Below are 16,688 nucleotides of genomic sequence, written 5' to 3' on the forward strand. Positions count from 1 at the left end.
GAAGGGGTTTCGTGGGAGGTCTACGCGCGTTACTCTGCGGCGAAAGCCAGCGCCGTAGCTGTGAAGCTGTCCCGAGCTGTACCGTCCGGCGCTGGGCGACCCCGAGGAAGTGCAGGCACGCCCCCACGCCGCCCGGCACGCACTCTCGCCGCACCGGCCAAAGGCCCTAGTAGCTCCGCTACGAGGACCTTCGTCCGGCACGACGAGAGCCAAGCACCGGACGACGCGGGAACGCACCCGCACTTCCCCGGCCCCGCCAGTACCGACAGGAGTCACCACACATGCGCCGGATTTCCCGGATCACGGTCGCAGGCGCAGCGACCGCCTCTCTGGCCCTCGCGCTCTCCGCCTGCGGCGGCACCTCGACCGAGGCCTCCTCGGACTCGAAGGGCGGCGACAAGGGTCTCGCCATCGCGTACGACGTCGGCGGCAAGGGCGACCAGTCCTTCAACGACGCCGCCTTCGCGGGTCTGGAGCAGGCGAAGAAGGAGTTCGGGTACGCGACGCAGGACGTCGAGCCCACCGAGGGTGAGACGGACGCCGACAAGGAGCAGCGACTGGTGTCGCTGGCCAAGCAGGGCTACAACCCCGTCATCGGTGTCGGCTACGCGTACGCGACCGCCGTCAAGGGCGCCGCGGAGAAGTTCCCGGACACCACCTTCGGCATCGTCGACGACTCCACCGTCGAGGCGAAGAACGTCACCGACCTGGTCTTCTCCGAGGAGGAGGCCTCGTACCTGGCCGGCGTCGCCGCGGCCAAGACCACCAAGACGAACACGGTCGGCTTCGTGGGCGGCGTGGACATCCCGCTGATCCACAAGTTCCAGGCCGGCTTCGAGCAGGGCGTCAAGGACACCGACCCCAAGGTCAACGTCCTCTCCCAGTACCTCACGCAGACCGCGGAGGAGGGTGGCTTCGCCAGCCCGGACAAGGGCAAGTCGGCCGCCGAGGGTCAGATCGAGAAGAAGGCCGACGTCGTCTACGCCGCCGCCGGTCTGTCCGGTCAGGGCGTCATCGAGGCCGCTGCCGCCAACAAGGTGTGGGCCATTGGTGTCGACTCCGACCAGTACAACCAGGAAGCCCTTGCCAAGTACAAGGACTCCATCCTGACCTCGGCGATGAAGGACGTCGCCAAGGCGGTCTACAACCTGGCGAAGTCGGTCGAGGACGGTAAGCCCGAGACCGGTATCGTTCGTGGCGATCTGAAGACCGGCGAGGTGAGCCTGTCGAACTCCAACCCGAAGTTCGCGGACAACGCCGAGGTCCAGGAAGCCATCAAGACGGCCAAGGAGAAGATCATCAGCGGCGAGATCAAGGTCAAGACTAGCTGAGTGAAGCTACACCCTGAGCAGCGGTAACCCCGGGGTTACGTCCGCTCAACGGGGTACGGGGAGGCTTTCCATGGGCTTTCCCCGTACCCCGTTGTCGCGGTGCGTCGGCCCCTTTTCAGGCCATAGGGGCGCTACGCGCGTAGACGACCCCCGTCTCCAGGAGAGTGCGCCATCAACGCGTCCAGCAGCCCTCCGGCCGGCGCGGCGGTCAACGGTCAGGTGACCGCCGTCGAACTCGCCGGGATCACCAAGCGATTCCCGGGCGTCGTGGCCAACCACGACATCCACCTCACCGTCCGCAAGGGCACCGTGCACGCCCTCGTCGGCGAGAACGGCGCCGGCAAGTCGACGCTGATGAAGATCCTCTACGGCATGCAGAAGCCGGACGAGGGCACCATCTCGATCGACGGCCGGCAGGTCACGTTCTCGTCGCCGGCCGACGCCATCGTCCGCGGCATCGGCATGGTCCACCAGCACTTCATGCTCGCGGACAACCTCACCGTCCTCGAGAACGTCGTGCTCGGCAGCGAGAAGCTGTACGGCATCGGCGCGAAGGCCCGCCGCAAGATCAAGGAGATCTCCGAGCGCTACGGCCTCGGCGTGGAGCCCGACCGCCTCGTCGAGGAGCTCGGCGTCGCCGCCCGCCAGCGCGTGGAGATCCTCAAGGTCCTCTACCGCGGCGCCACCACGCTGATCCTCGACGAGCCGACGGCCGTCCTGGTGCCGCAGGAGGTCGACGCGCTCTTCGACAACCTGCGCGAGCTGAAGGCCGAGGGCCTGTCGGTCATCTTCATCTCTCACAAGCTGGGCGAGGTGCTCTCCGTCGCCGACGAGATCACCGTCATCCGCCGCGGCACCACGGTCGGCACGGCCGTCCCCGCCGAGACGACGCCGCGTCAGCTCGCCGAGATGATGGTCGGCAGCGAGCTGCCGACGCCGGAGACCGCCGAGTCCACGGTCACCGACCGCCCGGTCATCACCGTCGACAAGCTGCGCCTGGAGGCGGTGGGCGGCAAGGCCCTGCTCGACGACATCACCTTCACCATCCACGCGGGCGAGGTCCTCGGCATCGCCGGCGTCGAGGGCAACGGCCAGACCGAGCTGGTCGACGCGCTCATCGGCCTCAAGGGCGCCGACTCCGGCACGATCACCCTCATCGACGAGGAGATCACCGCCTGGTCCACCCGCAAGCGCCGCGAGCAGGGCGTGGGCTACATCCCCGAGGACCGCCACCGGCACGGCCTGCTCCTGGAGGCCCCCCTCTGGGAGAACCGCATCCTCGGCCACGTCACCGAGAAGCCCCTCGCCAAGGGCGTCTGGCTGGACCCGAAGGCGGCCCAGGAGGACACCCGGCGGATCGTCACGGAGTACGACGTCCGCACCCCCGGCATCGACGTCACCGCCGCCTCCCTGTCCGGCGGCAACCAGCAGAAGCTGATCGTCGGCCGCGAGATGAGCCACACGCCGCGCTTCCTGATCGCCGCGCACCCCACCCGTGGTGTGGACGTCGGCGCGCAGGCCGCGATCTGGGACCACATCCGCGAGGCCCGCCGTGAGGGCCTGGCCGTGCTGCTGATCTCCGCCGACCTGGACGAGCTGATCGGCCTGTCCGACACCCTCCGCGTGATCTACAACGGCAGGCTGGTCGCGGACGCCGACCCGGCCACCATCACGCCGGAGCAACTGGGCTCGGCGATGACGGGTGCCGCGACCGGGCACCTCGAGCACGACGACACGACCCCCGAGACTCCCGACCTGAGCAAGTCCCCCGAGTCCGGCGAAGACGAGGCCCGCTGATGAAGAAGTTCGACAAGGAGCGCGTGCTCCTCGCGGTGGCCGGACCGGTCATCGCGCTCGCCGTGGCCTTCGTGCTCAGCGCGATCGTGCTGCTCGCCTCGGGCAAGAGCCCCGTCGAGCCGTACACCCTGATGTTCGAGCAGCTCGGCTACTCCGACATCCAGGTGCTGATCATCAATCAGGCCTCGCTGTACTACATCGCGGCCCTGGCGGTGGCCATCGGCTTCCGGATGAACCTGTTCAACATCGGCGTCGACGGCCAGTACCAGCTCGCCGCCATGATGGCGGCCGTCGTCGGCGCCCACGCGAACCTGCCGGCCGCGCTCCAGGTCCCGCTGCTGATCCTCACCGCGGTCTGCACGGGCGCCTTCTGGTCCGGCATCGCCGGCATCCTCAAGGTCACCCGCGGCGTCAGCGAGGTCGTCGCGACGATCATGCTGAACGCCATCGCCACCTCCGTCATCGCCTACCTGTGGCTGCCCGACGTCTTCGGCGTCAAGGTCGGCAACAACAACACCACCGGCGAGATGCACGAGTCCGGCTGGGTCCCCGGCATCGGCATGGGCGACGCCGGCGAGATCTACGGCCTGGTCTTCCTCGCCGTGCTGCTCGGCATCGCCTACTGGGTCGTCCTCAACCGCACCCGCTTCGGCTTCGACCTGCGCGCCTCCGGCGCCTCGGAGACCGCCGCCGCGGCCAGCGGTGTCGACCCCAAGCGGATGGTGCTCACCGCCATGCTGCTCTCCGGCGGCATCGCGGGCATGGCGGGTCTGCCGATCCTGCTCGGCGACACCCACACGTACAGCCTGAACTTCCCCACCGGCATCGGCTTCCTCGGCATCGGCATCGCCCTGCTCGGCCGTAACAGCCCCGTCGGCATCGCGTTCGCCGCCCTGCTGTGGGCCTGGCTCGACAAGGCCTCGCCCGAGCTGGACTTCCACGGCTACGACAAGGAGATCGCGGTCATCATGCAGGGCCTGATCGTGCTCTCGGTCGTCGTCTCCTACGAGGCCGTCCGCGAGTGGGGCCTGCGCCGTCAGCAGCGCCGGGTCGGCGCCGAACTGGCCGCCGGTCACGTCCTCGGCGCCGACAACAACAAGAAGGAGGTGGCCGGCCGATGACCACCCCGCAGACCTCAGCGGTCGACGTCAACCAGCCCACGCTGCAGCCCGCGGCGCCGACCGGCCGCCGCCTGTCGTGGCAGGTCCTGCTGCTGGTCATCGTCGGAGCCCTGGCGCTGACCTCGATCGTCCGCATCATCACCGACGCCGACGGCATCACCAACGTCAGCCAGATGTCCACCGCGCTGCAGCTCGCCGTGCCGATCGGCCTCGCCGGTCTCGGCGGTCTTTGGGCCGAGCGCGCGGGCGTCGTCAACATCGGCCTCGAGGGCATGATGATCCTCGGCACCTGGTTCGGCGCCTGGGCCGGCTTCCAGTGGGGCCCGTGGACCGGTGTCGTCGTCGGCATCCTCGGCGGCTGCATCGGCGGCATCCTGCACGCCATCGCCACCGTCACCTTCCGGGTCAACCACATCGTCTCCGGTGTGGCGATCAACATCCTCGCCCTCGGCATCACCCGCTACCTCGCGCCCCTCGCCTTCGAGGGCCACGCGGGCGGCTCCGCCAAGCAGTCCCCGGCGGTCGACACCCTCGGCCACTTCACCGTGCCGGGCCTGTCGGACGGGCTGCGCGACCTCAACAACCAGGGCTGGTTCTTCATCTCGGACATCGCCGGCCTGCTCGGCGGTCTGGTCACCAACGTCTCCTGGCTGACCCTGATCGCCGTGGCGCTGATCCCCGGCACCTGGTACATCCTGTGGCGCACCGCCTTCGGTCTGCGGCTGCGCTCCTGCGGTGAGAACCCGATCGCGGCCGAGTCCCTCGGCGTGAACGTCTACAAGTACAAGTACATCGCCGTGATCATCTCCGGCGGCCTGGCCGGTCTCGGTGGCGTCTTCCTCTCCATCGTGGCCAACCCCTTCTACCTGGAGGGCCAGGTCAGCGGCCGCGGCTACATCGGTCTCGCCGCGATGATCTTCGGCAACTGGATGCCGGGCGGCCTCGCCCTCGGCGCCGGCCTGTTCGGCTACACCGACAGCCTCAACCTGCGCGGCGGGTCCACCAACGTCCACGCCCTGCTGCTGCTCGGCGCGCTCCTGCTGATCATCGGCGCCATCTGGCTCGTGGTCCGCAAGAAGTACGCCCCGTCGATGATCACCGCGGTGGTCGGCGCCCTGGTGTACACCTGGTATGCCACCACCAACGAGGTGCCCAACCAGGTCGTCTCCGCCACGCCGTACGTCGTCACGCTCGTCGTTCTCACGCTGTCCGCGCAGCGCCTGCGGATGCCGAAGGCGGACGGCCTGCCGTACCGGAAGGGTCAGGGCAAGTGATGTCGCCCGCCGCTCACGACGTCGACTGGGACAAGCTGCGCGCGGCGGCGCTGGACGCCATGTCGCGCGCGTACGCCCCGTACTCCCGCTTCCCGGTCGGCGTGGCAGCGCTGGTCGACGACGGTCGCACGATCACCGGCTGCAACGTCGAGAACGCGTCGTACGGCCTCGCCCTGTGCGCCGAGTGCGGGCTGGTCTCGGAGCTGCAGAACACCGGGGGCGGCCGGCTGACGCACTTCACCTGCGTCGACGGCAAGGGCGACGTCCTCGTGCCGTGCGGCCGCTGCCGCCAACTGCTCTTCGAGTTCGGCGGCCCGGAGCTCCTGCTGGAGACCCCGGCGGGCATCCTGCCGCTGTCGGAGATGCTGCCCCAGGCCTTCGGCCCGGGCCACCTGCGCAAGTAATTCCCGTACGGCCCCTCCGAGTCGCCCATGCGACCGGTTCGGAGGGGCCGTACGGCTTCTGGAACCCTCGGAAGGAAGCAAAGCCATGGCCATGGACGCCATCTCCGTCATCCGCACCAAGCGGGACCGCGGCGAGCTCAGCGACGAGCAGATCGACTGGGTCATCGACGCGTACACCCGCGGGGAGGTCGCCGACGAGCAGATGTCCGCGCTCGCCATGGCGATCCTGCTCAACGGCATGAACCGCCGTGAGATCGCCCGCTGGACGGCCGCGATGATCGCCTCCGGCGAGCGCATGGACTTCTCGTCCCTGTCCCGCCCGACGGCCGACAAGCACTCCACCGGCGGCGTCGGCGACAAGATCACCCTGCCGCTGGCCCCGCTCGTCGCGGCCTGCGGTGCGGCCGTCCCCCAGCTCTCGGGCCGGGGCCTCGGCCACACGGGCGGCACCCTGGACAAGCTGGAGTCGATCCCGGGCTGGCGCGCCCTCCTGTCGAACGAGGAGATGCTGCACGTCCTGGACACGACCGGCGCGGTGATCTGCGCGGCGGGCGACGGCCTGGCCCCCGCGGACAAGAAGCTCTACGCGCTCCGGGACGTGACCGGAACGGTCGAGGCGATCCCGCTCATCGCCTCCTCGATCATGTCGAAGAAGATCGCGGAGGGCACGGGCTCGCTGGTCCTGGACGTGAAGGTCGGCACCGGTGCCTTCATGAAGACGATCGAGGACGCGCGGGAGCTGGCGTCCACGATGGTGGGCCTGGGCACGGACCACGGCGTGAAGACGGTCGCGCTCCTGACGGACATGTCCACCCCCCTCGGACTCACGGCCGGCAACGCGCTGGAGGTCCGCGAGTCGGTGGAGGTCCTGGCCGGCGGCGGCCCGGCGGACGTGGTGGAGCTGACCATCGCGCTGGCCAGGGAAATGCTGGAGGCGGCCGGTGTTCGTGACGTCGACCCGGCGAAGGCCCTGGCCGACGGCTCGGCGATGGACGTCTGGCGGCGCATGATCGCGGCCCAGGGCGGTGACCCGGACGCGGAGCTGCCGGTGGCCCGCGAGCAGCACGTGATCAAGGCCCCCTCCTCCGGCGTCCTGACCCGCCTCGACGCCTACGGCATCGGCGTCGCCGCCTGGCGCCTGGGCGCCGGCCGCGCCCGCAAGGAGGACCCGGTGCAGGCGGGCGCGGGCGTGGAACTGCACGCCAAGCCGGGCGACACGGTGACGCAGGGCCAGCCCCTGCTGACCCTGCACACGGACACCCCGGAGCGCTTCGAGTACGCCCTCCAGTCGGTGGAGGGCTCCTACGACATCGCCGCCGCGGGAACGGACTTCACAGCGTCGCCGGTGGTGCTGGAGCGCATCGCCTGACCTGGAGTTTCCCTCTTCGGGTGAACGGGACCGGTGGACCGCCGCCGGTCCCGTTCGGCATGCTGGGATCGGTGACGCACCGATAGGAGATCGCCATGAGCGCACTCACCGTGAGCCAGGACCCCGACCAGACCTGGGACGACCTCGTCCGGTACTGGGAGGAGATGGAATGGCCCGAGGGCAGCAAGGTGGAGATCATCGAGGGGATCATCACCGTGTCACCTGCTCCCGCATCCCGCCACAACGTGATCGCGGAACGAATTCAGCGTCGCCTCTACTCCGCGATCCCCGAGGACTGGGGGATCTTCCAGACACTGGCGATCGCCGTGCCGTCACGTCTGGGCATGCTCATCCCTGACCTGCTCGTGGCTCCCGTGCAGGAGTGCGCGGAGGCGGAATCCCACATCCCGGCAGCCTTGGCCGAACTCGTCGTGGAGGTGACCTCCAAGTCCAACGCCCAGCACGACCGCGTCAGCAAGCCCGCGGCCTACGCCACCGCCGGGATCCCGCTCTACCTGCTGATCGATCGCTGGGCCCCCGGCGGCCCCACCGCCACGCTCTTCGGAGAGCCGAAAGGCGATGTGTACCGGGTGTTGAGCGCCGTGAAGTTCGGCGACCCTATCAAGCTGCCGGAGCCGTTCGACGTCACGATCGACACCGGTGAGTTCCCGGTCGACTGACCGTCAGCCCAGCAAGGCAGCAACGACCACCAACACCGGCACCGAGATCACCGTCGACAGCAGGATCGAGTCCCGGGCCAGCCGCTCGGCGACGCGGTAGCTCGATGCGTAGGTGTACAGGTTCTGTGCGGCCGGCAGTGCCGAGGTCACCACCACGTCGAGCAGCGGAGCGCCTCGCAGGCCGAAGACGCCCGCCGCCAGTGCCCAGGCCGCCGCGGGCTGGCCCAGGGATTTCAGGGCGACCGAGAGGAACACCGGGTGGCGGTCGGGACCCCGGCCGGGCATCGTGCTGCCGCACAGGGAGATGCCGAAGGCCAGCAGGACCGCCGGGACCGACATGCCGCCGATCAGGGTCAGCGGGTCCAGGACGGGGGCCGGGATCCGCAGTCCCGTCGCCGACACCGCCACGCCCGCCAGTGATCCGAGCGCGATCGGGTTGCGCAGCGGTGTCAGCAGGCGGCGCCACAGGGGGCCCTTCTCGCCCTTGCCCGACAGGTCGAGGATCGTCAGGGCGACAGGGGTGACGCCGACGAGCTGGAACAGCAGAACCGGCGCCACCAGCGAGGCGTCGCCCAGCACGTACACCGCGATCGGGATGCCGAGGTTGCCGGAGTTGACGTAGCTGGAGCACAGGGCGCCGATCGTCGTACGGCCCACGCCCCAGTGCCGTACGGCACCCACCGCGACGAAGACCCCGGCCGCCGCGGCCGTGCTCAGTGCCGTCACCAGCAGGCGGCTGGAGAAGATCACCGAGAGGTCGGTCTGCGCGAGGGTGGTGAACAGCAGGGCGGGGGAGGCCACATGGAAGGCCAGCTTGGTGAGGACCTCGCGGCCGTGGACGCCGAGGTAGCCGCGCCGGCCGATCGCATAACCCACCGCGATGACGACCGCGATCACCGCGAATCCCGTCAACACCCCTTGCACGGAACCTCCTTGGCGGGGTGCAGTCCGCAGGGTATTCGGGGGTGAGGTGATACGTGGGGCATACAGCAAACCCTCCTGGGAAGGAGGGGACCGGGTCAATGTGATCTCGGTCGGCGGACACCCCGGCCGGCCACGGAAGCCGCGCAGCGCGCATCGGAAGGAGGGCTCCGGCCGCGATGAGTTATCCGCCCCCGCCCGGTCTACCGATCGTGGACGCCATGACACCCGCTGTACTCGTGCTGGCCGGCCCCGTCACCCGGGACGAGGTGGCGGGGCTGTGCGACGACGTACGTGCCCGACTGGAGGCCGGTGGGGCGAGAGTCGTGGTGTGCGATGTGGGTGGGCTGGGACCGCCTGGGCTCGGTGTCGTGGACCTGCTGGCGCGGCTCCAGCTCGCCGCGCGGCGGGCCGGGGGGCGGATCAGGCTGCGCGACCCCGACCCCGCGCTACACGCCCTGCTCGACCTGGTCGGCCTCCGCTTCGAGGTGGAGGGGGAGCCCGAACAGCGGGAACCAGCGCTTGGTGTCGAGGAAGAAGTGGAACCCGGTGAGCCGGCCGTCTGAGATCTCCAGGACCTGCACCGCCCACGGGGTGTAGCCGCCCGCCTCGGGGTCCGGCTTGTACTGGGCGAAGCCGGGCAGGCCGTTGACCTGGACCGGCACCAGCCGTGAGCCCTCGCAGGCGGAGCCCAGCGTCGTCATGAAGCCGGTGATGTCGTCGTGGCCCGTCAGCCACAGGTCGAACGGCGGCATCGTCATGATGGCGTCCTCGTGCAGCAGGGCCGTCAGCGCCGTCATGTCATAGCCCTCGAAGGCGGCGACATAGCGGTCCAGGAGCTTTTGCTGCTCGTCGTCCAGCGGGTCGGAGACGGTGGCCGCGGCGCCCGGCTGCTGCTGCTCGGCCAGCGTCGCGCGGGCCCGCTGGAGGGCGCTGTTGACCGACGCGACCGTGGTGCCGAGCAGCTCGGCGACCTCGTTCGCCCGCCAGGCCAGCACCTCGCGCAGGATCAGCACGGCGCGCTGCTTGGGCGGGAGCTGCTGGAGGGCGGCCATGAAGGCGAGCCGCACCGACTCCTTGGCGACCGCCGCCTCCGCCGGGTCCTCGGTGCTGGGCAGCACGCGGCTGTCCGGCATCGGCTCCAGCCAGGTGTTGTCCGGACGCGGCGAGAGCGCCGCCTGGGCCAGCGGCGTCGACTCCGTCAGGTCCATGGGCCGGGCCCGCTTGTTGCCGGCCGTCAGCATGTCCAGGCACACGTTCGTCGCGATGCGGTACAGCCACGACCGGAGACTGGAACGCCCCTCGAACTTGTCGTAACTCCGCCAGGCCCGGACCATCGTGTCCTGCACCGCGTCCTCGGCCTCGAAGGACGAGCCGAGCATGCGGTAGCAGTACCCGGTCAGTTCGACGCGGTGTTTCTCGAGCCTGACATCGAGGTCCGTCGTCTTGGTAACCGTGCCGTCGCTCATCGTCCACCCACCCCTGTGGCCGTGCTGTGTCGCGCCTTTGCGCCCAGTACTTGGAAGCTACCGCAGCCCACTGACAACGGCCCCTGGAGCGGACGAACACCCAGGTGAGAGGCGTACAAAAGCCGTTCCCCCCGACCGGCCGACCCCGGTCGGGGGGAAAGGGGACGTGCGGCTCAGGCCGTAGCGAGCCGCTGCTGGGCCCGAGCCGCACGCGTTCCGAGGACGGTGATCGCCACGACACCGAGCACCGCCAGCAGGCCGACGCCGACCGTGCCCGCCCAGCCGCCCGCGTGGAAGGCGATGGCGCCGACCGTGCTGCCCGCGCTGGAGCCGACGTAGTAGGCCGACTGGTACAGCGCGGCGGCCTGGGCGCGGCCTGTCGTGGCCGTCTTGCTGACCGCCGAGGAGGCCGCCGCGTGGCCCGCGAAGAAACCGCCGGTGATCAGGACCAGGCCGAGCAGGACCAGGGGGAGCGAGTCCGCCAGGGACAGCAGCAGGCCCGCGGCCGTCGTGCCGCCCGCCGCGTACAGCGCGCCCCGGCGGCCCAGCCGGCCGACCAGGCGGCCCGCCGTCGACGCCGACACCGTGCCGACCAGGTACACCAGGAAGATCGAGCCGACGATGCCCTGGGGCAGCGAGAACGGCGCCTCGGTCAGGCGGTAGCCGATCACCGTGTACACGCCGCCGAACACCGTCATGAACAGCGCGCCGATCGCGTACAGGCGGCACAGCAGCGGGTTCGCGAGGTGGTCGCGGACGGTGCGGGCCAGGACGCGCGGGCGCAGCGAGCCCGCCTTGAAGTGGCGCGGCGTCGGCAGCAGCAGGCGGAACGCCACCGCGCAGGCCACCGCGAGCGCGCCGATGACACCGACCGCGACCCGCCAGCCCCACTCCTGCGCGACCCAGCCGGTGATCACCCGGCCGCTCATCCCGCCGACGCTGTTGCCCGCGACGAACAGCCCGATCGCCGTGATCAGCGCCTTCGGCCGGACCTCCTCGGCCAGATACGCCGTGGCCGACGCCGGCAGACCCGCCAGCGCGGCACCCTGGACCGCCCGCAGCACGACCAGGGCCGTCAGGTTCGGCGCGAAGGGCACCAGCAGCCCGACCGTCACCGCGACCGCCAGCGACGCCGTCATGACGGTGCGGCGTCCGAACCGCTCCGACAGCGCGCTCATGGGCAGGACGAAGAGCGCCAGACCGCCGGTCGCGGCCGCCACCGTCCAGCTCGCCTCGCTCGCCGCCACCCCGAACTCGCCCGAGATCAGCGGGAGCAGGGCCTGGGTGGAGTACAGCAGAGCGAAGGTCGCGACGCCGGCGAGGAAGAGGGCGAAGCTCATCCGGCGGTAGCCGGGGCCGCCCGGGGCCATACGGGAGTCGACGACGGGGACTGCGGGTGTGGCGTCCACGGTGATGGACGCCCTGGTACTGGCGGGAGACATGCTTCGAAGCTACGTACGGCGGCGTTCATCCGTCCAATGCATGGATTCGCCATAATCGTTCCCATGGAGCATCAGCAGAGGTCACGAGCTCGTCTGTCACCATCCAGTGACACAGAAGACATGACGATGTTGCTGGCGCCACGCCTGGCCCACTTCGCCGGCGTCGCCCGCACCGAGCACGTCACCCGCGCCGCCCAGGAGATGCGGGTCCCGCAGTCCACGCTCTCGCGCGCCATGGTCCGCCTCGAACAGGACCTGGGCGTCGACCTGTTCGCCCGCCGCGGCCGCACGGTCTCGCTGACCCCGGCCGGCCGCACCTTCCTCGCCTCCGTCGAACGAGCCCTCGCCGAGATCGGGCGCGCCGCCGACGAGGTCCGCGCCGACGCCGACCCGGCCACCGGCAAGGTCGCCTTCGGGTTCCTGCACACCATGGGCGCCGAGACGGTACCCGGCCTGATCCACGCCTTCCGCGCCGACCACCCCCGCATCCGCTTCAGCCTGGTCCAGAACTACGGCGAGGCGATGATCGAGCGGCTGCGGTCCGGCGAGCTCGACCTGTGCCTGACGTCCCCGGTGCCGGACGCCCCCGACCTGGTGGGCCGCCGCCTGGACGAGCAGAAGCTGCGCCTCGTCGTGCCCGCCGACCATCGCCTCGCCTCGCGCAAGCGCGTCCGTCTGGCGGAGGCCGCCGACGAGACGTTCGTGACGCTGGAACCCGGCTACGGCATGCGCCGGATCACCGACGACCTGTGCCAGGAGGCGGGCTTCAAGCCGCGCATCGCCTTCGAGGGGGAGGAGGCGGAGACGCTGCGGGGCCTGGTGGCGGCGGGCCTGGGGGTCGCGCTCCTTCCCCCGCCGGCCGTACCCCGCCCAGGAGTCGTGGAACTGACGGTCACGGCCCCGAGGGCGGCCCGGGAGATCGGCGTCGCATGGCTGGCGGACCGCCCGGACACGCCGCCGGTGGCCGCCTTCAAGAAGTTCCTCATGTCGAGAAGGGGCAACCTGCTGCCGAGTTAGGGGCGCGAGGAACTGCGCGACCAGCCACGACGAACCCGCACGCGCCGACGAACCCCGCACTCCGACGGCGCTACCGCCGCAACGACTTCCCGAACCCGGCAGCCAACGGCATCCGAAGCCCCAAAGGAGGCGGAGCCGCGAACGCGTCGGCCACCGGCCGCGAGAACGCCCTGCCGAACAGCGCCCCCATGACGAAGTCCTGGGCCAGTGCGAGGACTTCGTCCCGGTGCTGATGCAACGCGTGCCGGTCGGAGTGCACTTCGAACCGGCACACCTCCCGGTTGGTCTTCTTCGCCCGCTCCGCCAGCCGGAACGACAGTTCGGGGTCGGTCCGCTCGTCGTTCGTGCCGTGCACGAACAGCACGCGCCGCCCCGCGAGCTGTTTCACCGGTTCGGGTGCGGCCGCCATGTCCTCCTCCGGCAGCCAAGGGGCGATCGCCAGCACGGAGTTGACGGCCTCGTGACCACCGGCGTGCAGGGCCGCCCGGGCGCCCATGTCGATCCCGACGAGGCACACCGGGACGTCCCCGTAGCGCCGTACGGCCTCGTCGGCCGCCCACAGCGCGTCGCTGGCGAGGTTCGCGGCGTTGCCGTTCCAGCCGCGGTAGCGGTAGCGGACGACATGTGTGGCCAGGCCGTCGTCGCGTCCCGCCCGCATCAGGCGACGGCCCAGCGTCCGTACATAGGAGGTCGCCAACAACGCCGCCGGCTTGCGATGTGAGACCTCGTCACCTCCGGGCAGCAGGAGTACGACTCCGCTCACCGCCGTCGGTTCCGGCCCGATCGCCTTGCCCAGCCGGACCCTGCGCACCGGCGTCGCTTGCTGTGCCATGACAGAACAGTGTCAGAAGCATGGGTGTACGCCACCCGTCCTCGGGGTCACCGTTACGTATCGACGAATTCGTACAAGCGGGAGAATGGGGTGTTCAGCAGGTGATCTACGCGCGTAGGCGTTATGGTGCGGAAATGACGAGCGAGACTGCCCAGAAGGCGAACACCCCGAGCTCGGACCAGATCCGCCGGGCGCCGAAGGTTCTGCTGCACGATCACCTCGACGGCGGGCTCCGCCCCGGCACGATCGTCGAGCTGGCCCGCGACACGGGCTACTCCCACCTCCCCGAGACCGATCCCGACAAACTCGGGCTCTGGTTCCGCGACGCCGCCGACTCCGGATCCCTGGAGCGGTATCTGGAGACCTTCTCCCACACCGTCGGCGTGATGCAGACCCGCGACGCCCTCGTCCGGGTCGCGCGCGAGTGCGCCGAGGACCTCGCCGAGGACGGGGTCGTCTACGCCGAGGTGCGCTACGCGCCCGAGCAGCACCTCGAAGGCGGGCTCAGCCTCGAAGAGGTCGTCGAGGCCGTGAACGAGGGCTTTCGCGAGGGCGAGGCGCTCGCGCGCCAGAACGGCCACCGCATCCGCGTGGGCGCCCTGCTCACCGCCATGCGGCACGCCGCCCGCGCGCTGGAGATCGCCGAACTCGCCAACCGTTACCGGGACATGGGCGTCGTCGGGTTCGACATCGCGGGCGCCGAGGCCGGGCATCCGCCGACCCGGCATCTCGACGCCTTCGAGTACCTCAAGCGCGAGAACAACCACTTCACCATCCACGCCGGCGAGGCGTTCGGGCTGCCGTCCATCTGGCAGGCCCTGCAGTGGTGCGGCGCCGACCGGCTGGGGCACGGGGTGCGCATCATCGACGACATCCAGGTGCATGCCGACGGCTCCGTGAAGCTCGGCCGGCTCGCGTCGTACGTACGGGACAAGCGCATCCCGCTGGAGCTGTGCCCCAGCTCCAACCTCCAGACGGGGGCCGCCGACTCGTACGTCGCGCATCCCATCGGGCTGTTGCGCCGGCTGCACTTCCGGGCGACCGTGAACACCGACAACCGGCTGATGTCACATACGAGTATGAGCCGGGAGTTCGAGCATCTTGTCGACGCTTTCGGATACACGCTCGATGACATGCAGTGGTTCTCCGTCAATGCGATGAAATCATCGTTCATTCCTTTCGATGAACGGCTCGCGATGATCAATGACGTCATCAAGCCCGGATATGCCGAACTGAAGTCCGAGTGGCTGTTCCGGCAGACCGCGTCTACCAGCGGTTCTGCGGAAGAGTCGGGCTGACCTGGAGTCTTGTGGTCACAGGGAATGCGGGCGGCATTCACAATCCGTCCGCATTTCGATGTTTGCGGCCGGGTGCGGGGCGTGTTTACGGTCGAGAACCGCTTACATCCCCGTAACCAATTTTCGAGGACGCATTTCATGAAGCAGTCTGCTGCCAAGACCCTCGGTGTCGCCGCTCTCGGTGCCGCCTTCGCCGCCGCGGGCGCGGGTGCCGCGAACGCCGCGCCGGTCGCGCCGGACGCCGCCGGTTCGGCGCTGGACAACGTCACCCGGACGCTCCCCGCCGAGAACCTTGCCCAGTCGGCGCCCGGTGCGACCGGGGCGGGTGTGGCCCAGGGGCAGGAGGCGCTCGCGACCGGGCTGTCGGCCGCGCAGCCGGCTGCCGAGCAGGCGCTGGCCGGCGGGCCGACCGGTGTGGTCGCCGGGCTGCTCGGCGGGCTGCCGGTGCAGGGGCTGCCGACGGCCGAGGCGCTGCCGGTGCAGGGTCTGCCGGTTCAGGGGCTGCCCACTCAGGGGCTGCCCGTGAACGGCGTTCCGCTCGGCTGAGTTCGGTCGGCCGGGGGTGCCCGGTCGGAACGCGTCGCTGGGGCGCACCCCTTGTGTATGGGGTGCGCCCCAGCGGCTTTGTGCGTGCGGAGTGGAGGCGGAGATGGGGTGGAGACGGGGGCGGAGGTGGGGATGGGTGGATTACCAGGCCGTGCTGGTCTTTGCCTTGTCCTCGGAGGGGAGCAGGATCCACATCGCTATGTAGAGCAGGAACTGCGGGCCCGGGAGCAGGCAGGAGAGCAGGAAGATCACGCGCATGGTCGTCGCGGAGGTGCCGAAGCGTCGTGCCAGCGCGGCGCACACTCCGCCGATCATGCGGCCGTTGGTGGGTCGGGCGAGCGCGGTCATGGTGCGGCTCCTTCGCGAGCGTCGGTCGAAGGCCTCCCTTGTGGGGCCTTCGAGTGGGTGCCTCATCTGACATCCACGCTACGAAGACGAACCGGGCAAAGCGTCACTCTACGGAGCTATCCCGACCCTGGGAATCGTCGGGGTGCGACCCTGAGAGGGCTCATCCTGGGGGGTGGTTGCCCGGTCGGCGCGCTCGGACCTGCGGCGGAGGTGGATGCGTGCGGCGGGCACGATCGCCGCGTGGGCGAGGGCCACGCCGAGGGTGTTGAGGAGCAGCGAGTCGACGTCGACGACCTGGCCGGGGACGCCGGTTTGCAGCAGCTCTATGCCGAGGGAGATGAGGGCGCCTGCGGCTACCGTGCGGACCAGGGAGCCCAGGGGGGAGGCGGTGAGGCTGCCGTGTGCCGTCGGGATCAGGACGCCGAGGGGGGCGAGGAGGGCGAGGCCCTCGGCGATGCGGCGGGCGCCCTCCTGCCAGCCGAGGGCGAGGTCGGCTCTGATGCCGGCGAAGGGGTGCAGGTTGGCGGGGGTGACCCAGGGGACGTCCAGGGGGCGCAGCGTGAGCCAGGCGACGAACGCCAGGTGTGCGACCAGGAGAACGCCTCCCGTCACACGGATGCGGATCGCGGCGCTGCCGCCGATGGAGCCTTGACGCTGCACGCCCCCCAAGACGCGTCCCCCGGCGGGATCGGTTCCGGGGAGTGCGGCAGAGGGGTGAGGTGTCCGCCACACGGGGTGCGCGTCGATGCCTGCGGCGCCTGTGCGGGGTGGGTGGGGGTGCGTGTAGCGCCGACGGTTCGGTGGGTGGGTCGGGGCCGTGCCGGGGGGTGTCCGTCCTC

At 70.2% G+C, this 16,688-nt stretch carries 17 protein-coding genes; 11 read left to right on the forward strand and 6 right to left on the reverse strand.

The window, feature by feature from the left end; translation table 11 throughout:
• Window positions 1–281: 281 nt before the first annotated feature.
• From ACZ69Q_RS40150 to ACZ69Q_RS40180, 7 genes are all read left to right on the forward strand, one after another.
• Window positions 282–1,331, forward strand: coding sequence for a BMP family lipoprotein (locus tag ACZ69Q_RS40150; protein ID WP_471052398.1), 1,050 nt, complete (start codon window positions 282–284; stop codon window positions 1,329–1,331).
• Window positions 1,332–1,550: 219 nt separating this feature from the next.
• Window positions 1,551–3,128: an ABC transporter ATP-binding protein gene (locus ACZ69Q_RS40155; RefSeq protein WP_471052401.1), complete on the forward strand. Its 1,578-nt coding sequence runs from the start codon at window positions 1,551–1,553 to the stop codon at window positions 3,126–3,128.
• Complete coding sequence (locus ACZ69Q_RS40160; RefSeq protein WP_471052405.1) at window positions 3,128–4,249, forward strand: ABC transporter permease; 1,122 nt, start codon at window positions 3,128–3,130, stop codon at window positions 4,247–4,249. Before ACZ69Q_RS40155 ends, ACZ69Q_RS40160 begins: the two co-directional genes overlap by 1 nt.
• Window positions 4,246–5,523, forward strand: coding sequence for an ABC transporter permease (locus ACZ69Q_RS40165; RefSeq protein ID WP_471052408.1), 1,278 nt, complete (start codon window positions 4,246–4,248; stop codon window positions 5,521–5,523). Before ACZ69Q_RS40160 ends, ACZ69Q_RS40165 begins: the two co-directional genes overlap by 4 nt.
• Window positions 5,523–5,927 (forward strand): cytidine deaminase, encoded by a 405-nt coding sequence (locus tag ACZ69Q_RS40170; RefSeq protein WP_471052410.1) that lies wholly within the window; start codon window positions 5,523–5,525, stop codon window positions 5,925–5,927. Before ACZ69Q_RS40165 ends, ACZ69Q_RS40170 begins: the two co-directional genes overlap by 1 nt.
• A gap of 85 nt (window positions 5,928–6,012) precedes the next feature.
• Window positions 6,013–7,296 (forward strand): thymidine phosphorylase, encoded by a 1,284-nt coding sequence (locus ACZ69Q_RS40175; protein ID WP_471052413.1) that lies wholly within the window; start codon window positions 6,013–6,015, stop codon window positions 7,294–7,296.
• A 95-nt stretch (window positions 7,297–7,391) separates the two neighbouring features.
• A complete protein-coding gene (locus ACZ69Q_RS40180) occupies window positions 7,392–7,976 on the forward strand; it encodes a Uma2 family endonuclease (RefSeq protein ID WP_471052416.1) in 585 nt (194 codons plus the stop codon).
• A 3-nt stretch (window positions 7,977–7,979) separates the two neighbouring features.
• Here ACZ69Q_RS40180 and ACZ69Q_RS40185 read toward each other — a convergent pair whose 3' ends face one another.
• Window positions 7,980–8,900, reverse strand: coding sequence for an AEC family transporter (locus ACZ69Q_RS40185; RefSeq protein WP_471052419.1), 921 nt, complete (start codon window positions 8,898–8,900; stop codon window positions 7,980–7,982).
• Between the two features lie 176 nt (window positions 8,901–9,076).
• Here ACZ69Q_RS40185 and ACZ69Q_RS40190 point away from each other — a divergent pair, with 176 nt between their 5' ends.
• Window positions 9,077–9,463, forward strand: coding sequence for an STAS domain-containing protein (locus ACZ69Q_RS40190; protein ID WP_471052422.1), 387 nt, complete (start codon window positions 9,077–9,079; stop codon window positions 9,461–9,463).
• Here ACZ69Q_RS40190 and ACZ69Q_RS40195 read toward each other — a convergent pair.
• Window positions 9,347–10,366, reverse strand: coding sequence for a sigma-70 family RNA polymerase sigma factor (locus ACZ69Q_RS40195; protein WP_471052424.1), 1,020 nt, complete (start codon window positions 10,364–10,366; stop codon window positions 9,347–9,349). The two genes, ACZ69Q_RS40190 and ACZ69Q_RS40195, sit on opposite strands and share 117 nt — an antisense overlap.
• A 173-nt stretch (window positions 10,367–10,539) precedes the next feature.
• A complete protein-coding gene (locus ACZ69Q_RS40200) occupies window positions 10,540–11,808 on the reverse strand; it encodes an MFS transporter (RefSeq protein WP_471052426.1) in 1,269 nt (422 codons plus the stop codon).
• Window positions 11,809–11,871: 63 nt separating this feature from the next.
• Between ACZ69Q_RS40200 and ACZ69Q_RS40205 the strand changes: the two genes are divergently transcribed.
• Window positions 11,872–12,825, forward strand: a complete 954-nt coding sequence (locus ACZ69Q_RS40205; RefSeq protein ID WP_471052429.1) for a LysR family transcriptional regulator — start codon at window positions 11,872–11,874, stop codon at window positions 12,823–12,825.
• Between the two features lie 70 nt (window positions 12,826–12,895).
• On the opposite strand, the gene ACZ69Q_RS40210 is transcribed toward ACZ69Q_RS40205, so the two are convergent.
• The gene (locus ACZ69Q_RS40210; RefSeq protein ID WP_471052432.1) at window positions 12,896–13,657 is read right to left on the reverse strand and encodes an alpha/beta hydrolase; all 762 of its coding nucleotides are present in this window, start codon (window positions 13,655–13,657) and stop codon (window positions 12,896–12,898) included.
• A gap of 134 nt (window positions 13,658–13,791) precedes the next feature.
• On the opposite strand from ACZ69Q_RS40210, the gene ACZ69Q_RS40215 reads away from it, so the two are divergent.
• Window positions 13,792–14,955, forward strand: a complete 1,164-nt coding sequence (locus ACZ69Q_RS40215) for an adenosine deaminase (protein WP_471052435.1) — start codon at window positions 13,792–13,794, stop codon at window positions 14,953–14,955.
• 138 nt (window positions 14,956–15,093) lie between these two features.
• Window positions 15,094–15,501: an ATP-binding protein gene (locus ACZ69Q_RS40220; RefSeq protein WP_471052438.1), complete on the forward strand. Its 408-nt coding sequence runs from the start codon at window positions 15,094–15,096 to the stop codon at window positions 15,499–15,501.
• Between the two features lie 141 nt (window positions 15,502–15,642).
• Here ACZ69Q_RS40220 and ACZ69Q_RS40225 read toward each other — a convergent pair whose 3' ends face one another.
• Window positions 15,643–15,849: a PspC domain-containing protein gene (locus tag ACZ69Q_RS40225; protein WP_471052441.1), complete on the reverse strand. Its 207-nt coding sequence runs from the start codon at window positions 15,847–15,849 to the stop codon at window positions 15,643–15,645.
• A gap of 108 nt (window positions 15,850–15,957) precedes the next feature.
• Window positions 15,958–16,509 (reverse strand): VanZ family protein, encoded by a 552-nt coding sequence (locus ACZ69Q_RS40230; RefSeq protein WP_471052443.1) that lies wholly within the window; start codon window positions 16,507–16,509, stop codon window positions 15,958–15,960.
• Window positions 16,510–16,688 lie beyond the last annotated feature (179 nt).

The sequence above is a fragment of the Streptomyces sp. NPDC036764 genome (assembly GCF_055609385.1).